The sequence below is a fragment of the Arthrobacter sp. NPDC058192 genome, assembly GCF_042883665.1.
Lineage (GTDB): Bacteria > Actinomycetota > Actinomycetes > Actinomycetales > Micrococcaceae > Arthrobacter.
This window is the reverse complement of the sequence record NZ_JBHVVJ010000004.1, coordinates 156,121-174,947: the sequence shown is the minus strand read 5'-3', so window position 1 is coordinate 174,947 and position 18,827 is coordinate 156,121. Positions and strand designations below refer to the sequence as shown.

Genomic DNA, 18,827 nt, shown 5'->3' with positions numbered 1-18,827 from the left:
GCCGGCAGTATCCATCTTCTTCTGGAGGCCCCTTTGCCCGGTATGAACCTGACCCGCGCGGAAGCCCGCGAACGCGCCGCCCTGATCGACGTCGAGTCCTATCAGGTCAGCCTGGACCTGACGCGGGGCGAGAAAGTCTTCGGGTCCACCACGGCCGTGAAGTTCACGGCCAAGCCGGGATCTTCGACCTTCATCGACGCCGTGACCCAAACGGTGCACAGCGTGAGCCTTAACGGACGCGAACTCGATCCGGCCGAGGTCTCCGACGGCATCCGCATCCAACTCCCGGACCTGGCGGCCGAGAACCACCTCCTCATCGTCGCCGAGGCGCCCTACATGAACACGGGCGAGGGCCTGCACCGTTTCGTGGATCCGGTGGACAACGAGGTTTACCTCTACACCCAGTTCGAGGTCCCGGATTCACGCCGCATGTTCGCCGTCTTCGAACAGCCCGACCTCAAGGCCAGCTTCACGTTTACGGTCACGGCCCCCTCGCATTGGGACATCGTCTCCAACTCCCCCACTCCGGTACCGGTCGAGACCCTCCCCGGCGAGGACGGGGGCGCCCGCTCCGTCTGGGAGTTCGCGCCCACGCCGCGGATCTCCTCCTATGTCACCGCGCTGATCGCCGGACCGTACCAGTCGGTCCGGAGCGAGGTCGTTTCCGCAGAGGGCCGCGTCACTCCGCTGGGCATCTTCGCCCGCAAGTCGCTCATGCAGTACCTGGACCCGGAGAACATCTTCGAGCTCACCCGGCAGGGGTTTGAGTTCTTCGAGGCCCAGTTCGGCTGCCCGTACCCCTTCGAGAAGTACGACCAGCTCTTCGTGCCCGAGTTCAACGCCGGGGCCATGGAGAACGCCGGCGCCGTCACCATCCTGGAAGGCTACGTCTTCCGCGGCAAGGTCACCGATGCCCAGGTGGAACGGCGCGCCATCACCGTCCTTCACGAGCTGGCGCACATGTGGTTCGGCGACCTCGTGACCATGCGCTGGTGGAACGACCTCTGGCTCAACGAGTCGTTCGCCGAATACATGTCCCACCTGGCCGCCGTGGAGAACACGAAGTTCGACCACGCCTGGACCACGTTCGCCTCCGTCGAGAAGTCGTGGGCATACCGGCAGGACCAGCTGCCCACCACGCACCCGATTTTCGCCGAGATCAACGACCTCCAGGACGTCGAAGTGAACTTCGACGGCATCACCTACGCCAAGGGCGCCTCGGTGCTGCGCCAGCTCGTCGCCTGGGTGGGCCCGGAGGAATTCATGTCCGGCGTGCGCGAGTACTTCAGCAAGCACGCCTGGCAGAACACCGAGCTCAGCGACCTCATGGCCGAACTCGAAAAGGCCAGCGGCCGCGACCTCGACAAGTGGGGCCAGCTCTGGCTCGAGACCGCCGGCGTCAACACCCTGGCCCCGGACATTTCGGTGGCGCAGGACGGCACCATCGGATCCTTCGCCATCGTGCAGTCGGCGGTCGAGAGCGAACCAACGCTCCGGCCGCACCGGCTCGCCGTCGGCTTCTACAACCTCAACGGCGAGGGCAAGCTGGAGCGTGTGCACCGGGAGGAGCTCGACGTCGACGGCGAACGCACCGAGGTTCCGGCCCTGGCGGGCCTGGCCCGGCCTGACCTGGTCCTGCTGAACGACGACGACCTCGCCTATGCCAAGGTCCGGCTGGATCCTCAGTCCCTGGCCACGGCCACGGCCCACCTGAAGGACATCAGCCAAAGCCTCCCCCGGACCCTGGTGTGGGGTTCGGCCTGGGACGCTGCCCGCGACGGCGAATCCCCGGCCCGCGGCTACGTGGACCTGATCCTGGCGAACATCGCGGAGGAGTCCGACTCCTCCGTGATCCTGGTCCAGCTCCGCCAGCTCGCCACCACGCTGACCTTCTACGTTGCCGAGGAGCACAAGGAGGCCACCTCGATCCACGCGGCCGATACGCTCTGGGACCTCGCCTCGGCCGTCGCCCCCGGCTCCGACGCCCAGCTGCAGTTCGTGAAGTCATACGCTTTGCTGGCCCGCAGCGCCGGCCAGCTGGATACGGTGTCCGGTCTGCTGGACGGCTCGCTCACCCTGGACGGGCTCACCGTGGACCAGGACCTGCGCTGGGAGCTGCTGACATCCCTGGTGGCAGGCGGCCGTGCCGGACAGGACCGGATCGACGGGGAGCTTGCGCAGGACAACACCTCCAACGGGCAAAACGCGGCAGCGCTGGCCAAGGCGGCAATTCCCACTCCGGAGGCCAAGGCCGAGGCCTGGGAATCGATCGTGGTCAAGGGCGACCTGTCCAACGCGCTGCAGGGATCCGCGGTGGCCGGCTTTACCCGGGTGCTGGACACGTCCCTGCTGGAGCCGTACGCCGAGAAGTACTTCGAGGCCGTCCCGGGCATCGTGGCCAACCGCACCCACGCCCTGGCGCAGCAGATCGTCGTCGGGCTCTACCCGGACCAGCTGACCACCCAGGCCACGGTGGACCGGACGGATGAGTTCCTGGCCTCGCTGCCGGCGGACAGCGCCGCGCTGCGCCGGATGATGCTGGAAAACCGCGACGGCGTGGTCCGTGCCCTGCGGGCCCGCCAGGCCGACGTCGGCTAGGCCACCCGCGACGCGATCCCCAACTGACCGGCAGCAGGGGCCGTTCCGGCGCCCCGGAACGGCCCCTGCTGCGACCGACCCGGGCCGAAGTGCCTGAACAGGGTGTGTCCTAGGCTGGGGTCATGAGCCTTGACGAACATCACTATGCGCTGACCGTCCGCTGGACGGGCAACCTCGGGGCCGGGACCTCCTCCTACCGCGGGTATTCGCGGGACCACGATGTCGAGATCCCCGGGCTGCCGGTACTTCGCGGTTCGGCCGATCCGGCGTTCCATGGCGACCGCCGGCGTTACAACCCCGAACAGCTGCTCCTGGCCGCTCTCTCGCAATGCCACATGCTGTCCTTCCTGCATGTGGCCGTGAAGCACGGGGTGGTGGTAACCGCGTATGAGGACCGGGCCGAGGGACTGATGCGCACCAACCGGGACGGCAGCGGGCAATTCGAGTCCGTCACGCTGAAGCCCCTGGTGACGGTGGCGGGCCAGGCCGCCCCGCAGCTCCTGGAGGAGCTCCATGCCGAGGCCAACAAGCTCTGTTTCATCGCCCGCAGCGTCAACTTTCCGGTGCTGCACGAGCCCACCGCTGTGGTGGAGCCGGCGTGACCATGGCACGGGGACCCCGCTCACTCAACTAATGTTGAAGGACAGCAAAGTGTCCTTCGCGCGGCCAACGCCCCGGCGGTAGTGAACACCCGCACCCCCAATGAACACCAGCCCCACAGGGCCCACCGCAAGGAGCAAGCCTTACTGATGTACAGCATGACAACCGTCGAGCCCATCACGCCGCAGCAAATTTCGGCGATCAACCTGCCGGGAGTCCTGATCAGCATCGGCGTAGGCGTTGCGGTCTGGCTGGTGGCCTCCTTCATCATCTCTGGGATCACCAAGCGGGTCGCCGAGGGCAGCCGGCTGTTCAAGAAGCCGCACTTCCGCTGGGTGGCTCCCGCCTTCCGGGTGCTGGACCACGAACGACGGGTCCAACGCGCCAACACCATCGGCTCGCTGCTCCGGAGCGTGATCGGCGTCCTGATCGCAGCCCTCACCATCATGTATGTCCTCCAGAACCTGGACGTGAACATCGCCCCGATTCTGACCAGCGTCGGCATCCTCGGTGTGGCCATCGGCTTCGGCGCCCAGCAGCTCATCCGCGACTTCCTGGCCGGCATTTTTATCACCATTGAGGACCAGTACGGCATCGGCGACGTCATCGAAACCTCCGAGGTTGTGGGCACCGTGGAGGCCATGAACCTGCGGTTCACCCGGGTCCTGGCGGACGACGGCACCATTTGGTACCTGCGCAACGGCGAAATCCTGCGGGTGGGCAACCGCTCCCAGGGCACGTACATTGCACCTCGGGAAACATCCGCAGACGAGGCCGCACCCCAGCAGCAGGCCGGAGAGTAAAGCAATGACGATTCCCAGCGCCGGCGAACCCCGGCAGCCCAAGCAGCTGCTGCAGAACGACCCCTTCAGCCAGCCCGGCTACACGGACAATTTCTATGACGCCGTGGGCGGGCACGAGACATTCGTGAAGCTCATCGATGTCTTTTACGACGGCGTCGCGGACGATCCGCTGCTGCGCCCCATGTACCCGGAAGCGGACCTGGACCCGGCGAAACGGCGGTTCCTGATGTTCCTGGAGCAGTATTGGGGCGGCCCCACGACGTACGGCGAGGAGCGCGGGCACCCGCGGCTGCGGATGCGCCACATGCCGTTCCGCGTGACGCCGGAGGCCAAGGACCGCTGGCTGCACCACATGCGCACCGCGGTGGATGCCCTGAAGCTCCCGCCGTTGTATGAGGGGACGCTGTGGGACTACATGGAGCGGGCAGCCCTGTCCATGGTGAACAGCCCGTCGGAGGCCTAAGCCCCTCGGAGTCCTGAGTCAGCCGGAGCCGTGAGTCAGCCGAACACCTGAGTCAGCGACGGCTGCGGCAGCCGTGGCCGGCAGCCGCCACCGGTCCGCCCTAGAGTCCGGAGCCGGTCCGGACCAGCACGTGCCCGCGGGTGCCGCTGAGCCGGAACCAGCGCCCGGCACGGAAGAGCCGCTGCTCGCCGTCGGCCAGGAATCCCAGGGTGAGCGCGGCGAACGCGGCGCCGGCCGGAAGGCCGCCGGCGTCGGGCAGTTCCCGGCCCCAGACCGTCGCCCGGGCGTTGTTGACAATAAGCGCGCCCGGCTTGTCCGGGATGACCGCGGCGATCTCCCTGATGCCGGCTTCGGCTGCGTCCCGCAGGACAGTATCCTGGACGGTGCCGAGCGGCTCCCAGCCGGCCCGCGGCGCGCCGATCCCGGCCCAGGACTCACTGACAGTCATGGGCGGCAGGGGAAGCTCGACGTCGTGCTCCCCCGCCCGCGCCAGACGGTCCAGCACGGCGGACAGCGGCACTGTGACGTCGGTCTCGGCCGGCTGCGCCAGCGCCACGGTCCGCAGGCCGAGGATGGTGGGGGTGGATTCACCAAGGAGCCGTGGCCGCAGGACGCAGACGTAGGCGGCCAGGACCGGGCCCGCGGCCTGGAGCCGGATGGCGCCGTCGTCAATGGATTTGGCTCGCGTGGCGAAGGTGCGCAGATCGGCGAGGTCGCGGGGATCGGTGAACTGCAGGGGCTGGGTTAAGACATCAGACACACTTCGACTCTACCGGCTGCACTCCTTTGGAGCTGTGTCCCCCTTTGGAGCAGTGTGACAGGGCCGTCTAGAGTCAGACCATGACTGAAGCCGAAGCCGGATTCCCGGAGCTCCCGACCCAGGACCCCACCTCCTCGCTCATCGAACTCCTGAACCTCGGCGAACTCGAGGGCGCACGGACGGACGAGGACATCTTCATGGGCCCTTCCCAGCGGCAGCCGCGGCACCGCGTCTTCGGCGGCCAGGTGCTGGCACAGTCCCTCATAGCCGGCAGCCGCACTGTCGATCCGGACCGCAGCGTGCACTCCATGCACGGCTATTTCCTGCGGCCGGGCGATGCCAACAAGCCGATCACCTTCGGCGTGCAGCGCCTGCGCGACGGACGGTCCTTCTCTGCCCGCAGGGTCCACGCCTACCAGGAGGGCGCACCCATTCTGTCGATGATTGCGTCCTTCCAGGCAGGGGACGAGGGCATCGAGCACCAATCCGAGATGCCGGCCGGGATCCCGGACCCCGAGTCGTTGCCCAGCACCGCCGACCTGCTGGGCAAGTTCGACCACCCCGTGGCCCGGCACTGGGCCTACGAACGGCCGTTCGATATCCGCCACGTCGACCCGGCGCTGTACGTCTCGGCGGACGGGCCCAAGGAGGCGCGCAACGCCGTCTGGATGAAGACGTTCGGCCCGATGCCCGACGACGCCGGACTGCACCGGGCCGCCCTGGCCTACGCCAGCGACTACACGCTGCTCGAGTCGATTCTCCGCAAGCACGGGATGAGCTGGATTACGCCCGGGATGTCCGTGGCGAGCCTGGACCATGCCATGTGGTGGCACCGCCCCGTCCGGGTGGACGACTGGCTGCTGTATGTCCAGGAATCGCCCAGCGCCCAGGGCGCGCGGGGCCTCGCGACGGGCAAGATCTTCAGCCGCGACGGCCGGCACGTCGCCACGGTGGCGCAGGAGGGCATGGTCCGGATCCCGACAGACCTGGCGAACACCGACGCCGTGCAGTCCGAGCTCCTGGAGCACCAGCTGCGCGAGGCCGAAACCCGCTGACTCCCGGACGGGCAGGGCCCGCCCCGGAAGCAGGCATAAGACAGAAGGCCGGCTCCCCCAGGGGAACCGGCCTTCTGCTTTGCGGGCTTAGTCGCGGGTGAGGCGGCGGTGCGTCACCCGGTGCGGCTTGGCCGCGTCCGGGCCCAGTCGCTCCACCTTGTTCTCCTCGTAGGACTCGAAGTTGCCCTCGAACCAGTACCACTTGGACGGGTTCTCATCGTCGCCTTCGTAGGCGAGGATGTGGGTGGCCACCCGGTCCAGGAACCAGCGGTCGTGCGAGACGACGACGGCGCAGCCCGGGAATTCGAGCAGGGCGTTTTCGAGGCTGCTCAGAGTCTCGACGTCGAGGTCGTTGGTGGGTTCGTCGAGGAGCAGCAGGTTGCCGCCCTGCTTGAGCGTCAGCGCCAGGTTGAGGCGGTTGCGCTCACCGCCGGAGAGCACTCCGGCCTTCTTCTGCTGGTCCGGGCCCTTGAAACCGAAGGCGGCCACGTAGGCGCGGGACGGCATTTCGACGTGGCCGACCTGGATGTAGTCCAGGCCGTCGGAGACGACCTCCCACAGGGTTTTGTTCGGGTCGATGCCGCCGCGGCTCTGGTCCGCGTAGGAGATCTTGACGGAATCGCCGATCTTCAGGTCGCCGCCGTCCAGGGGCTCGAGGCCCACGATGGTCTTGAACAGCGTGGACTTGCCGACGCCGTTGGGGCCGATGACCCCGACGATGCCGTTGCGGGGCAGGCTGAAGGACAAGCCGTCGATCAGCGTGCGGTCATCGAAGCCCTTCTGGAGGTCCTTGGCCTCAAGCACGAGTCCGCCGAGGCGCGGTCCCGGCGGGATCTGGATCTCTTCGAAGTCGAGCTTGCGGGTGCGGTCCGCCTCGGCAGCCATTTCCTCGTACCGGGCCAGGCGGGCCTTGGACTTGGTCTGGCGTCCCTTGGCGTTGGAGCGGACCCACTCGAGTTCCTCGGTCAGGCGCTTGGCCTGCTTGGCGTCCTTCTTGCCCTGGACTTCCAGGCGGGCGCGCTTCTTCTCCAAGTAGGTGGAGTAGTTGCCCTCGTAGGGGTAGAGGTGGCCGCGGTCCACTTCGGCGATCCACTCGGCGACGTGGTCGAGGAAGTACCGGTCGTGGGTGACGGCGAGGACGGCGCCGGGGTAGCTGGAGAGGTGCTGCTCAAGCCACAACACGCTCTCGGCGTCGAGGTGGTTGGTGGGCTCGTCGAGCAGCAGCAGGTCCGGCTTCTGCAGCAGAAGCTTGCAGAGGGCAACGCGGCGGCGCTCACCACCGGAGAGCAGCGTGACGTCGGCGTCGGCAGGCGGGCAGCGGAGGGCGTCCATGGCCTGTTCCAGCTGGGAATCGATATCCCAGGCGTCGGCCGCGTCGATTGCTTCCTGCAGCTGTCCCATTTCCTCGAGGAGGGCGTCATAGTCAGCATCGGGGCTGGCCATTTCCTCGGAGATCTCGTTGAAGCGCTGGATCTTGCCGTAGATTTCACCGACGCCTTCCTGGACGTTGCCCAAGACGGTCTTGTCTTCGTTCAGCGGCGGCTCCTGGAGCAGGATGCCCACCGTGTAGCCGGGGCTGAGCCGGGCCTCGCCGTTGGAGGGCGTATCCAGCCCTGCCATGATCTTCAGAATGGTGGACTTACCGGCACCATTCGGGCCGACAACGCCAATCTTGGCCCCCGGGAAGAAGGACATGCTCACGTCATCGAGGATGAGTTTTTCGCCGACAGCCTTACGGGCCTTGGTCATTGTGTAGATAAATTCCGCCATGCCTACAAATCTAGTGGTTCAGCCGGGATAACTCACATTCCGGAGGCCTTTCGGCAGGCTCCAGGTAACGGGGCGCCCAAGCCGCCGGCCCGACGAAGCACCTGCCCGCCCGCCGGCCCCGGGCTCAGGCGGCGGTTTCCTTCAGCTCGCCGGTCTCCTCGTCGAACTCCAGGTCCTCCTCACCGGCGTCCCCGTCCCCGCCGGTGTCGACGTCGTGGCCGGCTTCGCCCTGCCCGTCGTGACCGGACTCGCCCGGTGCGTCATTGCCGGCGGCCGCGTCCTGGCCGGCCGCAGGGCCGCCGCCGGCCGTCCGGATGAAGTTCGCGGAACCCCACATGAGGTCGTGGCCGACGGACTCAGCGTCGATATCAACCGCGTGATAGACGCGGCCGTCCTTTTCCCAGCTGCGCAGCTTAAGCCTGCCGACTACGATGACCCGCTGGCCCTTCTTGATGCTGCAGCCGATATTCCCGGCAAGCTGACGGTACCCCTGCACTGTGAACCAGTTGGTGTTTCCGTCCACCCAGGCGTTCGCGGTGCGGTCAAAGTGCCGTTCGGTCGAGCCGAGCCGGAAAGAGGCGGTTCCCACGCCTCCCGGCGTCGTCGAAGTCCTGATCTCCGAGGCGACAAAACCGCGGACCGTGATGTTGTCATTCATGCTCATGTCCTGTCTCGAGTGGTCTTGCCCTGGCGGGCACTCCCAGCTTCCTGCAGCGGACGCGGGCCGGCGAGGCCCGGGCAGCGCTATGTGGACAACTCGGCAACTTCGGGCGGCTCAGGGTGCCGTACCGACGTCCGCGGCCCTCCTCTTGAGGTGGTCCAGCACCGCGGCCAGGGCTGGCCAGGCGCTGTTGCCCTGCCGTGTGCGGGCAAATGCCCGCAGGCGCAGCCCGGGCCGGGCGAGCGGAACCAGCGTCACGCCGTGCCTGGGCCGCCTGTCCGCGGGCAGGAGGCCGATTCCCATCCCGGCGAGGATCAGGTCTTCGACCAGTTCGAGGCTGTCTGCCTGGTGCCTGACCCGGGGCTCGAAATCCGCCATCGACGAAATCAGCCGAAGGACATCCTCATCCGCCCGGTTTCGCGAGTTGCCGATCCAGTCATGGTCGCGGAAGGCCAGGAAGATCTCCGGAGCGCTGCCGGGCAGGCCTTTCGAGTCGCCGGCGGGAACTCCGAGGCTCCACGGGGTGCTCCACAAGGGGATCGAGTCAAAGGCGGCCCCGGTGCCGTCCGGAGCGAGGTTGTAATCATAGGTCAGGGCCAGGTCCACGGTGTCCGAGGCGAGCAGCGTGAGCGCCTCGGCCGGCTCGTGCTCCCGCACCTCGATTTTCACGTCGGGGTGGCTGGAGGCCAGGTCGCCGACGATGGGCATGAGGATTTTTCGGTCAGCCGTGACGAATCCGGCCACGCGGACCGTTCCCACCGGTTCAGCCCCGGCGTCCAGTTCTGCGGTTGCGGCGGCAACTGCGCCGAGGATGGTGACCGCGTGCTCCGCCAGGCGGCGGCCGGCTGGGGTCAGCCGCACGCCGCGGCCTGCAGGTTCCAGCATGGGCGTGCCGGCCTCCCGGGCCAGGGCCGCGAGCTGCTGGGAAACGGTCGACGTCGTCGTTCCCAAAGTGTCGGCGACATGGCGCATGGAGCCTTGGCGGGCAAGTTCAAGAAGGATTTCCAAGCGGCGTGTCTCCACACCCCCATTGTCCACTTTTCATGGACGGTTTGTGAATGATTATCACGTGGACGTACATAGTCGCTGGGGGGTCTACTGGAATTCATGACGACGATTCCCCCGGGCAAGTCCGGCTCTCCACGCACCGGCACGGCGATGGCAGGCGCAGCCATGTGCTGCGTGCAGCTGGGCCTGGCAGCCTCGGTGGGGCTGGCGGCCCGCCTCGGCCCCGACGGCGTCGCCTGGCTGCGTCTGGCATGGGCCGCCCTGATCCTGGTGGCCATGACGCGTCCCTGGCGCGCACGGTTCACCCGGGCGGGCCTGATCGCCTGCGTCTTGCTGGGACTGGTCACGGCCGGGATGACCTTGATGTTCATGGCCGCGGCCGTCCGGATACCGCTGGGCACGGCCAGTGCCCTGGAGTTTCTGGGCCCCCTGTCGGTGGCTGTCATCCGGGGACGTAAGGCCGGACGGTGGTGGGCGTTGGTGGCAGCGGCCGGGGTGGCTGCATTGACCGAGCCATGGCACGGCGGCACCGACCTGGCCGGGGTCCTCCTGGCCGTCGGTGCTGCCGCCTGCTGGGCCGCCTACATTCTTCTGACGCAGCGGGCCGGAAACGAAGTGAGCGGACTGCAGGCGCTGGCGGTGTCCATGCCTGTCGCGGCGGTGGCAACCACCGTCGTCGTGGGACCCTCGGTGTTCGGCCGGCTCGACTGGCAGCTGCTGCTCGTGGGGGCAGGCCTGGCGCTGCTGCTGCCGGTCATTCCCTTCAGCCTGGAGCTGCTTGCCCTGCGGCGCCTCAAGGCCTCGGCTTTCGGGACGCTCATGAGCCTGGAACCGGCCATTGCCGTAGTGATCGGTTTCGCCGTCCTGGGGCAGGCCCCCGGGCTCAGCGCCCTCCTGGGGATAGCGCTGGTGGTGGCGGCAGGCATCGGCGTCACCGTCCAGGCGGACCGTTCCCCGCAGGGGCCAGGGTTGCCGGAAACCACAGGGCCGACCCTGGCGGCGCACCAATGACCGCCGCCGGGCCTCCGGCACTGTAAACTTTTTGAGGCGTCACCCGGCAGCAGCCGGCGGGCGCCAGCGTGCCCCAGTAGCTCAGGGGATAGAGCAGCGGCCTTCTAATCCGCCGGTCGGGGGTTCGATTCCCTCCTGGGGCACAAGAGTGCGGCTCTGGGCTGCGGCCTTTCCGCAGCCCAGGGCCCCAGCAGCACGGTCAGATCCACTTGTTGTGTTTGAACGCCAGGTACAGGATCCCGCCCATGACCACCATCAGCCCGAGGGCCATCGGATAGCCGAAAAACCAGTCGAGTTCAGGCATGGTGCGGAAGTTCATGCCGTAGATCGAGGCGATCAGTGTCGGGGCGAACAAGATAGCCGCCCACGACGAGATCCGTTTGACCTCCTCGTTCTGGGCGAAGCTCGACTCGGTCAAGAGGCGCATTTCGTCGTTTTGCCGCTGGGCCACGAGCGCAGCGTTGACGGCCAACGCATTCTGCAGCAAAGCCCGGAAGGCCGCCACGCGCTCGCCCAGCCTGATGGCGTGGTCCAGGACGTCCCGGAGATGGTCTTGCAGCTCGGGGCCGGGCGCCCCGTCCGGGCCCCCGGCCATCAGCGTCTGCAGGATGCTGACAAGCGGGGCGGTCGCGCGCTGGAACGTGATGACCTGGCGGGACAGTTCATAAATCCTGCGCGACACGCCGGGATCGGCGGCGAAAAGGTCATCTTCGATTTCATCGATGTCGTTTTCCAGTCCGGCGGCGACCGGCTCGTACTCGTCCACCACCTGGTCCACAATCGCGTACAGGACCGCATCCGGGCCGAGCGCCAGGAACTCCGGCTCGGACTCCATCCTCCGGCGCACCCGGGCGAGGTCGGGAGACTCTGCCCGGCGGACAGTGACCACAAAGTCCGCGCCGGCGAACACATGGATCTCGCCGAACTCGACCTTCTCCACTTCGTCGAGGTACCGGGCCGGCCGCAAGACGAGGAACAGCGTGTCGCCGTAGTGTTCCAGTTTCGCGCGCTGGTGGCCGGCGAGCGCGTCCTCCACGGCCAGGTGGTTTAGGTCGAATTCCTCGGCCACCGACCGCAGTTCGACGGCGTCCGGCCGGTACAGCCCGATCCAGGCCATGCCCTGGCGCTGCCGCAGGAGAAAATACGTCTCCTCAAGGTCTTCCGGGTCGGCGGTCCGGTGACCATCCACATAGACGGCATTGTCAATAATCGTCACGGCCGTGCCTCCTCGCAAAGGCCTTTCCTTGGCTGGAACGTTATACCGTGCCCGGTGCCCTGCCAACAGCCCCGCACCAGCGGCCGCGCGCCCGTCGTCGGCCGCACGGGAGCCCCGCCCCGACGCCGATCGCGGCCCTAGGGCAGCGTCAGAACCACAGGGCCGTCCGCTGTGATGGCGACGGTGTGCTCGCTGTGCGCGGCGCGGCGCCCGTTGGCAGTCCGCAGGGTCCACTCGTCGTCGTCGTGGTAGTAGTCGTCCTTGCGGCCGAGAATCAGCATGGGCTCGATGGCGATGACGAGGCCCTCGGTCAGTTTGATGCCGCGGCCCGGCCTGCCGTCGTTGGGCACGTGCGGTTCGGCGTGCATGGTCCGGCCGATGCCGTGGCCGCCGTGGTCGGCAAGGAGCCCGTAGCCTGCCCGGCGCGCTTCCCCGCCGATCGCGTAGGCCAGGTCCCCCATCTTGTTTCCGATCCTGGCCGCCGCGATCCCCCGGGCCAGGGCGGCGTCCGTGGCGTCGATCAGCGCCTGGTCCACCGGGTCCGGCGTGCCCACGATGAAGCTGACGGCCGCATCGCCGCACCAGCCGTCCAGGAACGCGCCGCAGTCCACGCTCAGCAGGTCCCCGTCCTGGAGCCGGTACCCGTTGGGGATGCCGTGGACGACGGCGTCATTGACGGACGTGCAGATCACCCCGGGAAAGGGGACGGACGCCCACCGCGGCCGGTAATTCAGGAACGCGGGCGTGGCGCCGGCACCGGCGATGGACTCCGCGGCGACGTCGTCCAGTTCCCTGAGCGAGACACCGACGGCGGCGGCTTCCCGGACGCGAACCAGCGTGGTGGCGACCACCCTGCCAGCCTCCCGCATGAGGGCGATCTCTTCGGGACTCTTGATCATGGCCATGGGGTTCCTTCCGAAGCCTAAATGATCGGGCGCGTGGTCACCGGCTCGTCCGATTTGCTGAAGAGCATCTTGGTCTTCGGGTCCAGGAAGATCAGGTACAGGGCAAACAGCAGGGCGATGATGGCCGCGGCGTTGCGGGCCAGGGCAAGGGCCAGCCCGAGGTCCGCGGTCTGCAGGTACGGGAAGACGTCCAACTGGTCCGAGATCGCGTACACCATGAAGAAGGACACGATGAAGTACAGCGCTTTGACCTGCCAGTCGTCGCGGATGCCGGTGACGGCGAACAGCGGGATGAGCCAGACGATGTACCAGGACTGGATCATCGGGGACAGGAGCACGACGGCGGCGAACGCCAGGGTGAGCCGGCGCATCAGGCGGTCGTAGTCACCGCGGAAAATCTGCCACGCGACGACCCCGACGGCGAGCAGCTTGCCGGCGTCGAACGCCCATTTGGCCAGGCCCCAGCCGTCGAGCCCCACCGCGTTCGCGAGGGAGGCGACGATCAGTCCCACCAGCCCCACGGGTGCGTACCAGATCCAGATGCTGCCAGGCGCAGACAGCCCGTTGATCCACCCGAAGCCGAAGCCGTTGACCCGGCTCATGAGATACAGCAGGGCCAGGCTGAGGCCGGCGGTGAGGCCCCAGAAGACGAACTTGCGCGGCCAGCTGGCGTTCTTTCCCGCCCAGAGCAGGCCGATGAACGGCAGGAAGACGATGGTGATGGGCTTGACCGCGATGGAGAGCGTGACCAGGACGATCCCGAGGACGACCCGGCGCGTGGCGCAGTAATACAGCCCGGCCAGGGCCAGCCCGATCATGAGGGAGTCGTTGTGGACGCTGGCGATGAAGTTCGTCAGAAACAGCGGATTGGCCGCGGTCAGCCACAGCGCCCGGTGCGGGTTCACCCCGTGCAGTTCGGCCAGTTTCGGCACGTAGATCACGCACAGGACGACGCCGGCCAGGGCAACCAGCCGGAACAGCATGATGCTGCCTTCCGGGTGCACGTTGGTGGCCCAGACTACGAACTGTTCGATCCACAGGAATAACTGGCCGTAGGGAACGGGCGCTTCGGTCCACATCTTGTCGGCGCCGAGCTGGAAGTAGTTGGACAGCGCGGAGATGCCGTTTTCGTAGGGGTTGAACCCCTCCACCATGAGCCGGCCCTGGCCGATGTAGGCATAGACGTCCCGGCTGAACAGCGGCACGGAGAGCATCAGCGGCAGGCCCCAGGCTGCGGTCGCCAGGAGCGTGGCCTTCCGGGCGCCGGGCCCCCAGACGCGGACGCGCTGGCCGAGGCGCAGCCACGCGCGGACCAACAGCATGCCGCCGAATGAGAGCAGGATGATCGACAGGGCCACGCCGACGGCTTCGGTGCGCATCCAGATGAACAGCGGAACGCGGCGGAGACCGGAAACGGGGGCGAGCCAGCCGACGCCGATCGAACCGATCATCATGGCCAGCGACCCCAGGAGCCCGGCAAGGATCGGGGACCGCGGGTTGTCGACGTCGTCCGTCCAGGACTGGCCGGAGGTTGACTGGGCGGACGCCGGGGACGGGGACAGTCGGGAGGGTGCCACGCGCGACGCACCGACTGCCGTTTCCCCCGCCGCAGGCACAGGCGCCGTCATGTCAGGATCGTCCAATCTGTTGTGGGCCACATATCCGCCCACAGCCGGCCGAATGGACCGGCCCGGGGCGCACGGCGATTTCTAAATAAGCTGACGAAATTCTTCGACGGCCGCGTACCCGAATCGTAGCACCGGACGGCTCTGCGGCGTCGGAACGGTAGGCTGTGCGGGTGCCTATAACTAACGAACGCATCGTCTGGATCGACTGTGAAATGACCGGCCTGGACACCAAGAACGACGCCCTCATCGAGGTGGCCGCCCTGGTGACGGATTCCGAGCTCAACATCCTGGGGGACGGCGTCGACGTCGTGATCAAGCCCGACGACGCCGCGCTGGCCCAGATGAACGACTTCGTCCGCGACATGCACACCCGTTCGGGCCTCCTGGCCGAACTTCCGCACGGCAAGAGCATGGCCGAAGCGCAGGCCGCCGTGCTCGACTACATCAAGAAGTGGGTGCCGGACCCCAAGAAAGCCCCGCTCGGCGGCAACTCGGTCGGCACGGACCGCGTGTTCCTCGTCCGGGACATGCCAGAGATTGTCGAGCACCTGCACTACCGGGTCATCGACGTGAGCACCATTAAGGAGCTCTCCCGCCGCTGGTTTGCCCGGGCCTACTTCCAGTCCCCCGCCAAGATGGGCGGACACCGTGCCCTTGGCGACATCAAGGACTCCATCGACGAGCTCCGCTACTACCGCGAGGCCGTGTTCGTTCCCGCGCCGGGCCCGGACAGCTCCACCGCGCAGCAGATCGCCAAGCGCGTCGTGGGCGGCGGCACAGAAGCGTAATCTGCGCCACGTTTTGCGGAAATTTTGGCCAAAACCGCAAAAGTGGCAAAAGCACCCCTCAACAGCAGGTAAGCTATTTGTCGTTGCCTTTCCAGCCCGCCGGTTCGCCGGAGGGCGCGATAAGGCACATGGTGGGCGTAGCTCAGTTGGCAGAGCGCCTGGTTGTGGTCCAGGAGGTCGCGGGTTCAACCCCCGTCGCTCACCCTCATGAAGGACGGCAGTGATTGTCTGACCTTTTCCAAAGGCCGCACCGGATATCCGGTGCGGCCTTTGTTGTCTGTGCAGTACCCATGCCGGTAGACCGTGTCTTTTGGGCGGCCGTGCCTTTTGGTCTGTGTGTGTGCAGGATCTGTCATTGGAAGGAAACGCAGTGAAGCGCAAGCTCTTTGAAGAAGACCACGGGATGTTCCGTGAGATGGCAGCCGAGTTCAACGCACGCTCGGTGGCCCCGCACTACGCACGGTGGGACGAGGACCACATGATGTCCCGCGACCTCTGGACGTCGGCCGGCGAACAGGGCCTGCTGGGCCTGGCCGTGCCCGAGGAGTTTGGCGGCATGGGCATGTCCGACTACCGTTTCCGGGCGGTGCTGGATGAAGAGTTCGCCAAGGGCAACCACCTTGCCGTCGGCCTGGCCTTCCACCTGCACGACGACATGGTCCTCCCCCACCTGCTGGCCTATGGCTCCGAGGACCTCAAGTCCCGCTGGCTGCCGGCCATGGTCACCGGCGAAAAGGTCACCTCGATCGCCTGGACGGAACCCGGCGCGGGCTCGGACCTGCGCGGCATCCGCACGAAGGCCGTACGCGACGGCGACGACTGGCTGATCAGCGGCCAGAAAACGTTCATCGGCAACGGCATCTCCGGAGACGCCTCCCTGGTCCTGGCCCGGACCGACGGCGGCACGGGCCGGGGAAACCACGACTCGTTTTCACTCTTCATGGTGCAGAAGGGCGAGGGCTACAACACCGGCAAGCAGCTGGACAAGATGGGGCTCAAGGCCTCCGACACGGCCGAGCTGTTCTTCGACAACGTCCGCGTCCCGCACGCCGACCTGGTGGGCGAGGAAGGCAAGGGCCTGCAGTACGCGGCCGAGCAGCTCCCACAGGGCCGCCTCGCGATCGCCGTGGCCAGCTCCGCCGTCGTGCGCGCCGTCTATGAGGCGACCGTCCGCTACACGAAGGACCGCAACGCCTTCGGCGAGCGGATCATCGACTTCCAGAACAGCCGCTTCGAACTCGCCGACATCCTCACCGAGGTCGAGGTCACCGAAGCCTACGTGGACCAGGCCATCCTGGCCTTCAACGCCGGCGAGCTCGACGCCGGGGACGCCGCCCGCGCCAAGCTCTGGGCCTCCGAGCGGGCCAAGTCCGTCACGGACCGCTGCCTGCAGCTGCACGGCGGCTACGGCTACATCATGGAATATCCGGTGGCCCAGGCCTACCTCGCCGCCCGGCTGCTGACGATCTTCGGCGGCACCAACGAGATCATGCGCGACGTCGTCGGCCGCACCATCGCCGGCTGACCCGCCACTTCACCAGCACCTGAGGAACTTTACTGACATGACCGTCCTGCCCATCACGATCTGGGGCGAGCCCGTGCTGCACCGCCGGGCCGCGGAAGTCGAAACCTTCGACGACGAGCTCCGCTTCCTGATCGCCGACATGTTCGAGACCAACGACGCCGCCAACGGCGTCGGGCTGGCCGCCCCGCAGGTCGGGGTCGGCAAGCGGCTCTTCGTGTACAAGTACGCCAACGACGACGGCGCCCCGCCGAGCGGCGTCGTCGTCAACCCCGTACTGACCCTCTCCAAGGTCTCCGGGGCACTGCCGGACCCGGACGAGGAAGAGGAAGGCTGCCTGTCCTTCCCCGGCGGACAGTATCCGCTCAAGCGGGCCGACTGGGCCCGGGTCCAGGGTTTCGACGGCGACGGGAACCCGCTGGAATTCGAAGCGACCGGCTGGTTTGCCCGGGTCATCCAGCACGAGTACGACCACCTCGACGGCAAGCTCTACGTGAACCGGCTGATCGACCGCTATTCCCGCAAGGCCCTGAAGCAGGCCAAGCGCAGCGGCTGGGGCGTCCCCGGACTGACCTGGATGCCGGGCGTTGACCCGGACCCGTTCGGCCACTGACGGCGCGTTCGGGTCCGGGCCGGCGCTTGCCTTCGAACCCTACACGCCCGTGACTGCGGCGCGGTTGCCGACCTCGTGCCAGCCTGCACCGCCAGGAAATTCCCACCGGGAGCGGGAAGCACTCAGCATTTCGGCGCCCGTGCCTGGCAGCTGCGGCGCCGCATAGCGGCCGTTGACGATGCGGACCGGCTCGGCGAAGTGCTCGTGGAGGTGGTCCACGTACTCGATCATGCGCCCCTCCTGGCTTCCGCTGACGGCCGCGTAGTCGAAGAAGGAGAAGTGCTGGACAAGTTCGCACAGCCCCACCCCGCCGGCGTGCGGGCAGACCGGCACCCCGAACCGGGCGGCGAGCAGGAGGTTGGCGATGTTTTCGTTGACCCCGCCCACCCGGGTGGAGTCCAGTTGGAGCACATCGATGGCCCCGGCCTGCAGCAACTGCTTGAAAACGATACGGCTGGCGACGGCTTCACCTGTGGCGACGCGCACCGGGGAAACGCCCTTGCGGATCTGGGCGTGGCCCAGGATGTCATCGGTGCTGGTGGGCTCCTCAATCCAGTAGGGGTTGTACTCGGCGAGCTGGTTGACCCACTCGATGGCTTCGGAGACTTCCCAGCGCTGGTTGGCGTCGATGGCGATGGGCAGATCACCGACGGCCTGCCGTGCCAAGGCCAGCCGGCGGCGGTCGTCGTTGATGTCCCCGCCCACCTTGAGCTTGATCATGGAAAATCCGTCGGCGGCCGCTTCTTCACTGAGCCGCACCAGCTTCTCATCGCTGTAGCCGAGCCAGCCGGGCGACGTTGTGTACGCCGGGAAACCATCAGCCTGGAGGGCCGCGATGCGGGCGGCCTTGCCGTCCTCACCGGTGCGAAGGATGTCGAGTGCCTGCTCCGGGCTCAAGGCATCCCTGATGTGGGTGAAGTCGACAACGTCGACAATCTCCTCGGCCGGCATCTCACTGAGCAGGAGCCACAGGGGCTTGTTTTCGCGCCGGGCGCGGATGTCCCAGAGCGCACTGACAAGCGCGCCACAGGCCATCTGCGTCACGCCCTTCTCCGGGCCCAGCCACCGCAGCTGGGAATCATGAACCAGGCGCCTGGAGGCCGCACCGAGGTCATAGATGAGTTCATCGACATCGCGGCCGAGCAACAGCTTGGCGTAGGCCTCGATCGCATGGGTGAGGATCTCGTTGCCCCGGCCGCAGCTGAAGACGAAGCCGTGGCCCTCGTCGCCCGCATCCGTGCGGATGACGACGTAGGCGGCCGAGTAGTCGGGGTCCACGTTGACGGCGTCGGAGCCATCGAGCTCAAGGGACGTGGGAAAGCGGACGTCCTGGGTATGGATGGAAATGATGGATGGCAAGGTTGTCTTCTCTCTGGTCAGTTCAGTTACCGGACGCACTGGGCAGGCAGGTTCCGGTCGGGAAGAA

Annotated in this window: 17 protein-coding genes and 2 tRNA genes; 11 read left to right on the top strand and 8 right to left on the bottom strand. The window is 67.1% G+C overall.

Annotated elements, in window-relative coordinates; all coding sequences use genetic code 11:
- Window positions 1–42 precede the first annotated feature (42 nt).
- The 4 genes from pepN (at window position 43) to ACFVVK_RS05880 (ending at window position 4,464) form a co-directional block, all read left to right on the top strand.
- Window positions 43–2,598, top strand: a complete 2,556-nt coding sequence (gene pepN, locus ACFVVK_RS05895) for an aminopeptidase N (protein ID WP_390264742.1) — start codon at window positions 43–45, stop codon at window positions 2,596–2,598.
- Window positions 2,599–2,720: 122 nt separating this feature from the next.
- Window positions 2,721–3,200, top strand: coding sequence for an OsmC family protein (locus ACFVVK_RS05890; protein WP_390264739.1), 480 nt, complete (start codon window positions 2,721–2,723; stop codon window positions 3,198–3,200).
- Window positions 3,201–3,347: 147 nt separating this feature from the next.
- Window positions 3,348–4,001, top strand: a complete 654-nt coding sequence (locus ACFVVK_RS05885) for a mechanosensitive ion channel family protein (RefSeq protein ID WP_390264735.1) — start codon at window positions 3,348–3,350, stop codon at window positions 3,999–4,001.
- A gap of 4 nt (window positions 4,002–4,005) precedes the next feature.
- Window positions 4,006–4,464 (top strand): globin, encoded by a 459-nt coding sequence (locus tag ACFVVK_RS05880; RefSeq protein ID WP_390264732.1) that lies wholly within the window; start codon window positions 4,006–4,008, stop codon window positions 4,462–4,464.
- 100 nt (window positions 4,465–4,564) lie between these two features.
- On the opposite strand, the gene ACFVVK_RS05875 is transcribed toward ACFVVK_RS05880, so the two are convergent.
- The gene (locus tag ACFVVK_RS05875; protein ID WP_390264729.1) at window positions 4,565–5,224 is read right to left on the bottom strand and encodes a hypothetical protein; all 660 of its coding nucleotides are present in this window, start codon (window positions 5,222–5,224) and stop codon (window positions 4,565–4,567) included.
- An 80-nt stretch (window positions 5,225–5,304) separates the two neighbouring features.
- On the opposite strand from ACFVVK_RS05875, the gene ACFVVK_RS05870 reads away from it, so the two are divergent.
- Complete coding sequence (locus ACFVVK_RS05870) at window positions 5,305–6,279, top strand: acyl-CoA thioesterase (RefSeq protein ID WP_390264726.1); 975 nt, start codon at window positions 5,305–5,307, stop codon at window positions 6,277–6,279.
- An 87-nt stretch (window positions 6,280–6,366) separates the two neighbouring features.
- Here ACFVVK_RS05870 and ettA read toward each other — a convergent pair whose 3' ends face one another.
- The 3 genes from ettA to ACFVVK_RS05855 form a co-directional block, all read right to left on the bottom strand.
- Window positions 6,367–8,049 carry an energy-dependent translational throttle protein EttA gene (gene ettA, locus ACFVVK_RS05865; protein WP_390264723.1) on the bottom strand — a complete coding sequence of 561 codons (1,683 nt, stop codon included), beginning with the start codon at window positions 8,047–8,049 and terminating at the stop codon, window positions 6,367–6,369.
- A 124-nt stretch (window positions 8,050–8,173) separates the two neighbouring features.
- Window positions 8,174–8,707 carry a single-stranded DNA-binding protein gene (locus ACFVVK_RS05860; RefSeq protein WP_390265020.1) on the bottom strand — a complete coding sequence of 178 codons (534 nt, stop codon included), beginning with the start codon at window positions 8,705–8,707 and terminating at the stop codon, window positions 8,174–8,176.
- A gap of 117 nt (window positions 8,708–8,824) precedes the next feature.
- A complete protein-coding gene (locus ACFVVK_RS05855; RefSeq protein ID WP_390264721.1) occupies window positions 8,825–9,718 on the bottom strand; it encodes a LysR family transcriptional regulator in 894 nt (297 codons plus the stop codon).
- 99 nt (window positions 9,719–9,817) lie between these two features.
- Between ACFVVK_RS05855 and ACFVVK_RS05850 the strand changes: the two genes are divergently transcribed.
- Both ACFVVK_RS05850 and ACFVVK_RS05845 read left to right on the top strand, forming a co-directional pair.
- Window positions 9,818–10,729 carry a DMT family transporter gene (locus tag ACFVVK_RS05850; RefSeq protein ID WP_390264718.1) on the top strand — a complete coding sequence of 304 codons (912 nt, stop codon included), beginning with the start codon at window positions 9,818–9,820 and terminating at the stop codon, window positions 10,727–10,729.
- A 70-nt stretch (window positions 10,730–10,799) separates the two neighbouring features.
- Window positions 10,800–10,872: transfer RNA gene (locus ACFVVK_RS05845), tRNA-Arg, on the top strand.
- A gap of 56 nt (window positions 10,873–10,928) precedes the next feature.
- Here ACFVVK_RS05845 and ACFVVK_RS05840 read toward each other — a convergent pair.
- The 3 genes from ACFVVK_RS05840 to mptB form a co-directional block, all read right to left on the bottom strand.
- A complete protein-coding gene (locus tag ACFVVK_RS05840) occupies window positions 10,929–11,945 on the bottom strand; it encodes a magnesium and cobalt transport protein CorA (RefSeq protein WP_390264715.1) in 1,017 nt (338 codons plus the stop codon).
- A gap of 137 nt (window positions 11,946–12,082) precedes the next feature.
- Window positions 12,083–12,850, bottom strand: a complete 768-nt coding sequence (gene map, locus ACFVVK_RS05835; RefSeq protein ID WP_390264713.1) for a type I methionyl aminopeptidase — start codon at window positions 12,848–12,850, stop codon at window positions 12,083–12,085.
- Between the two features lie 17 nt (window positions 12,851–12,867).
- On the bottom strand, window positions 12,868–14,478 hold the full coding sequence (mptB, locus tag ACFVVK_RS05830) for a polyprenol phosphomannose-dependent alpha 1,6 mannosyltransferase MptB (RefSeq protein WP_390264710.1): 1,611 nt from the start codon (window positions 14,476–14,478) through the stop codon (window positions 12,868–12,870).
- 170 nt (window positions 14,479–14,648) lie between these two features.
- Between mptB and orn the strand changes: the two genes are divergently transcribed.
- The 4 genes from orn to def all read left to right on the top strand — a co-directional run bounded on the left by orn (window position 14,649) and on the right by def (window position 17,401).
- Window positions 14,649–15,266: an oligoribonuclease gene (orn, locus tag ACFVVK_RS05825; RefSeq protein ID WP_390264703.1), complete on the top strand. Its 618-nt coding sequence runs from the start codon at window positions 14,649–14,651 to the stop codon at window positions 15,264–15,266.
- A 131-nt stretch (window positions 15,267–15,397) separates the two neighbouring features.
- Window positions 15,398–15,470 (top strand) — tRNA-His (locus ACFVVK_RS05820).
- A 166-nt stretch (window positions 15,471–15,636) separates the two neighbouring features.
- Window positions 15,637–16,791: an acyl-CoA dehydrogenase family protein gene (locus ACFVVK_RS05815; protein ID WP_390264700.1), complete on the top strand. Its 1,155-nt coding sequence runs from the start codon at window positions 15,637–15,639 to the stop codon at window positions 16,789–16,791.
- A gap of 37 nt (window positions 16,792–16,828) precedes the next feature.
- Entirely contained in the window at window positions 16,829–17,401 is a 573-nt protein-coding gene (gene def, locus ACFVVK_RS05810) for a peptide deformylase (protein ID WP_390264697.1), read from the top strand.
- A 39-nt stretch (window positions 17,402–17,440) separates the two neighbouring features.
- Here def and ACFVVK_RS05805 read toward each other — a convergent pair whose 3' ends face one another.
- Window positions 17,441–18,760, bottom strand: coding sequence for an L-fuconate dehydratase (locus tag ACFVVK_RS05805; protein WP_390264695.1), 1,320 nt, complete (start codon window positions 18,758–18,760; stop codon window positions 17,441–17,443).
- Window positions 18,761–18,827 lie beyond the last annotated feature (67 nt).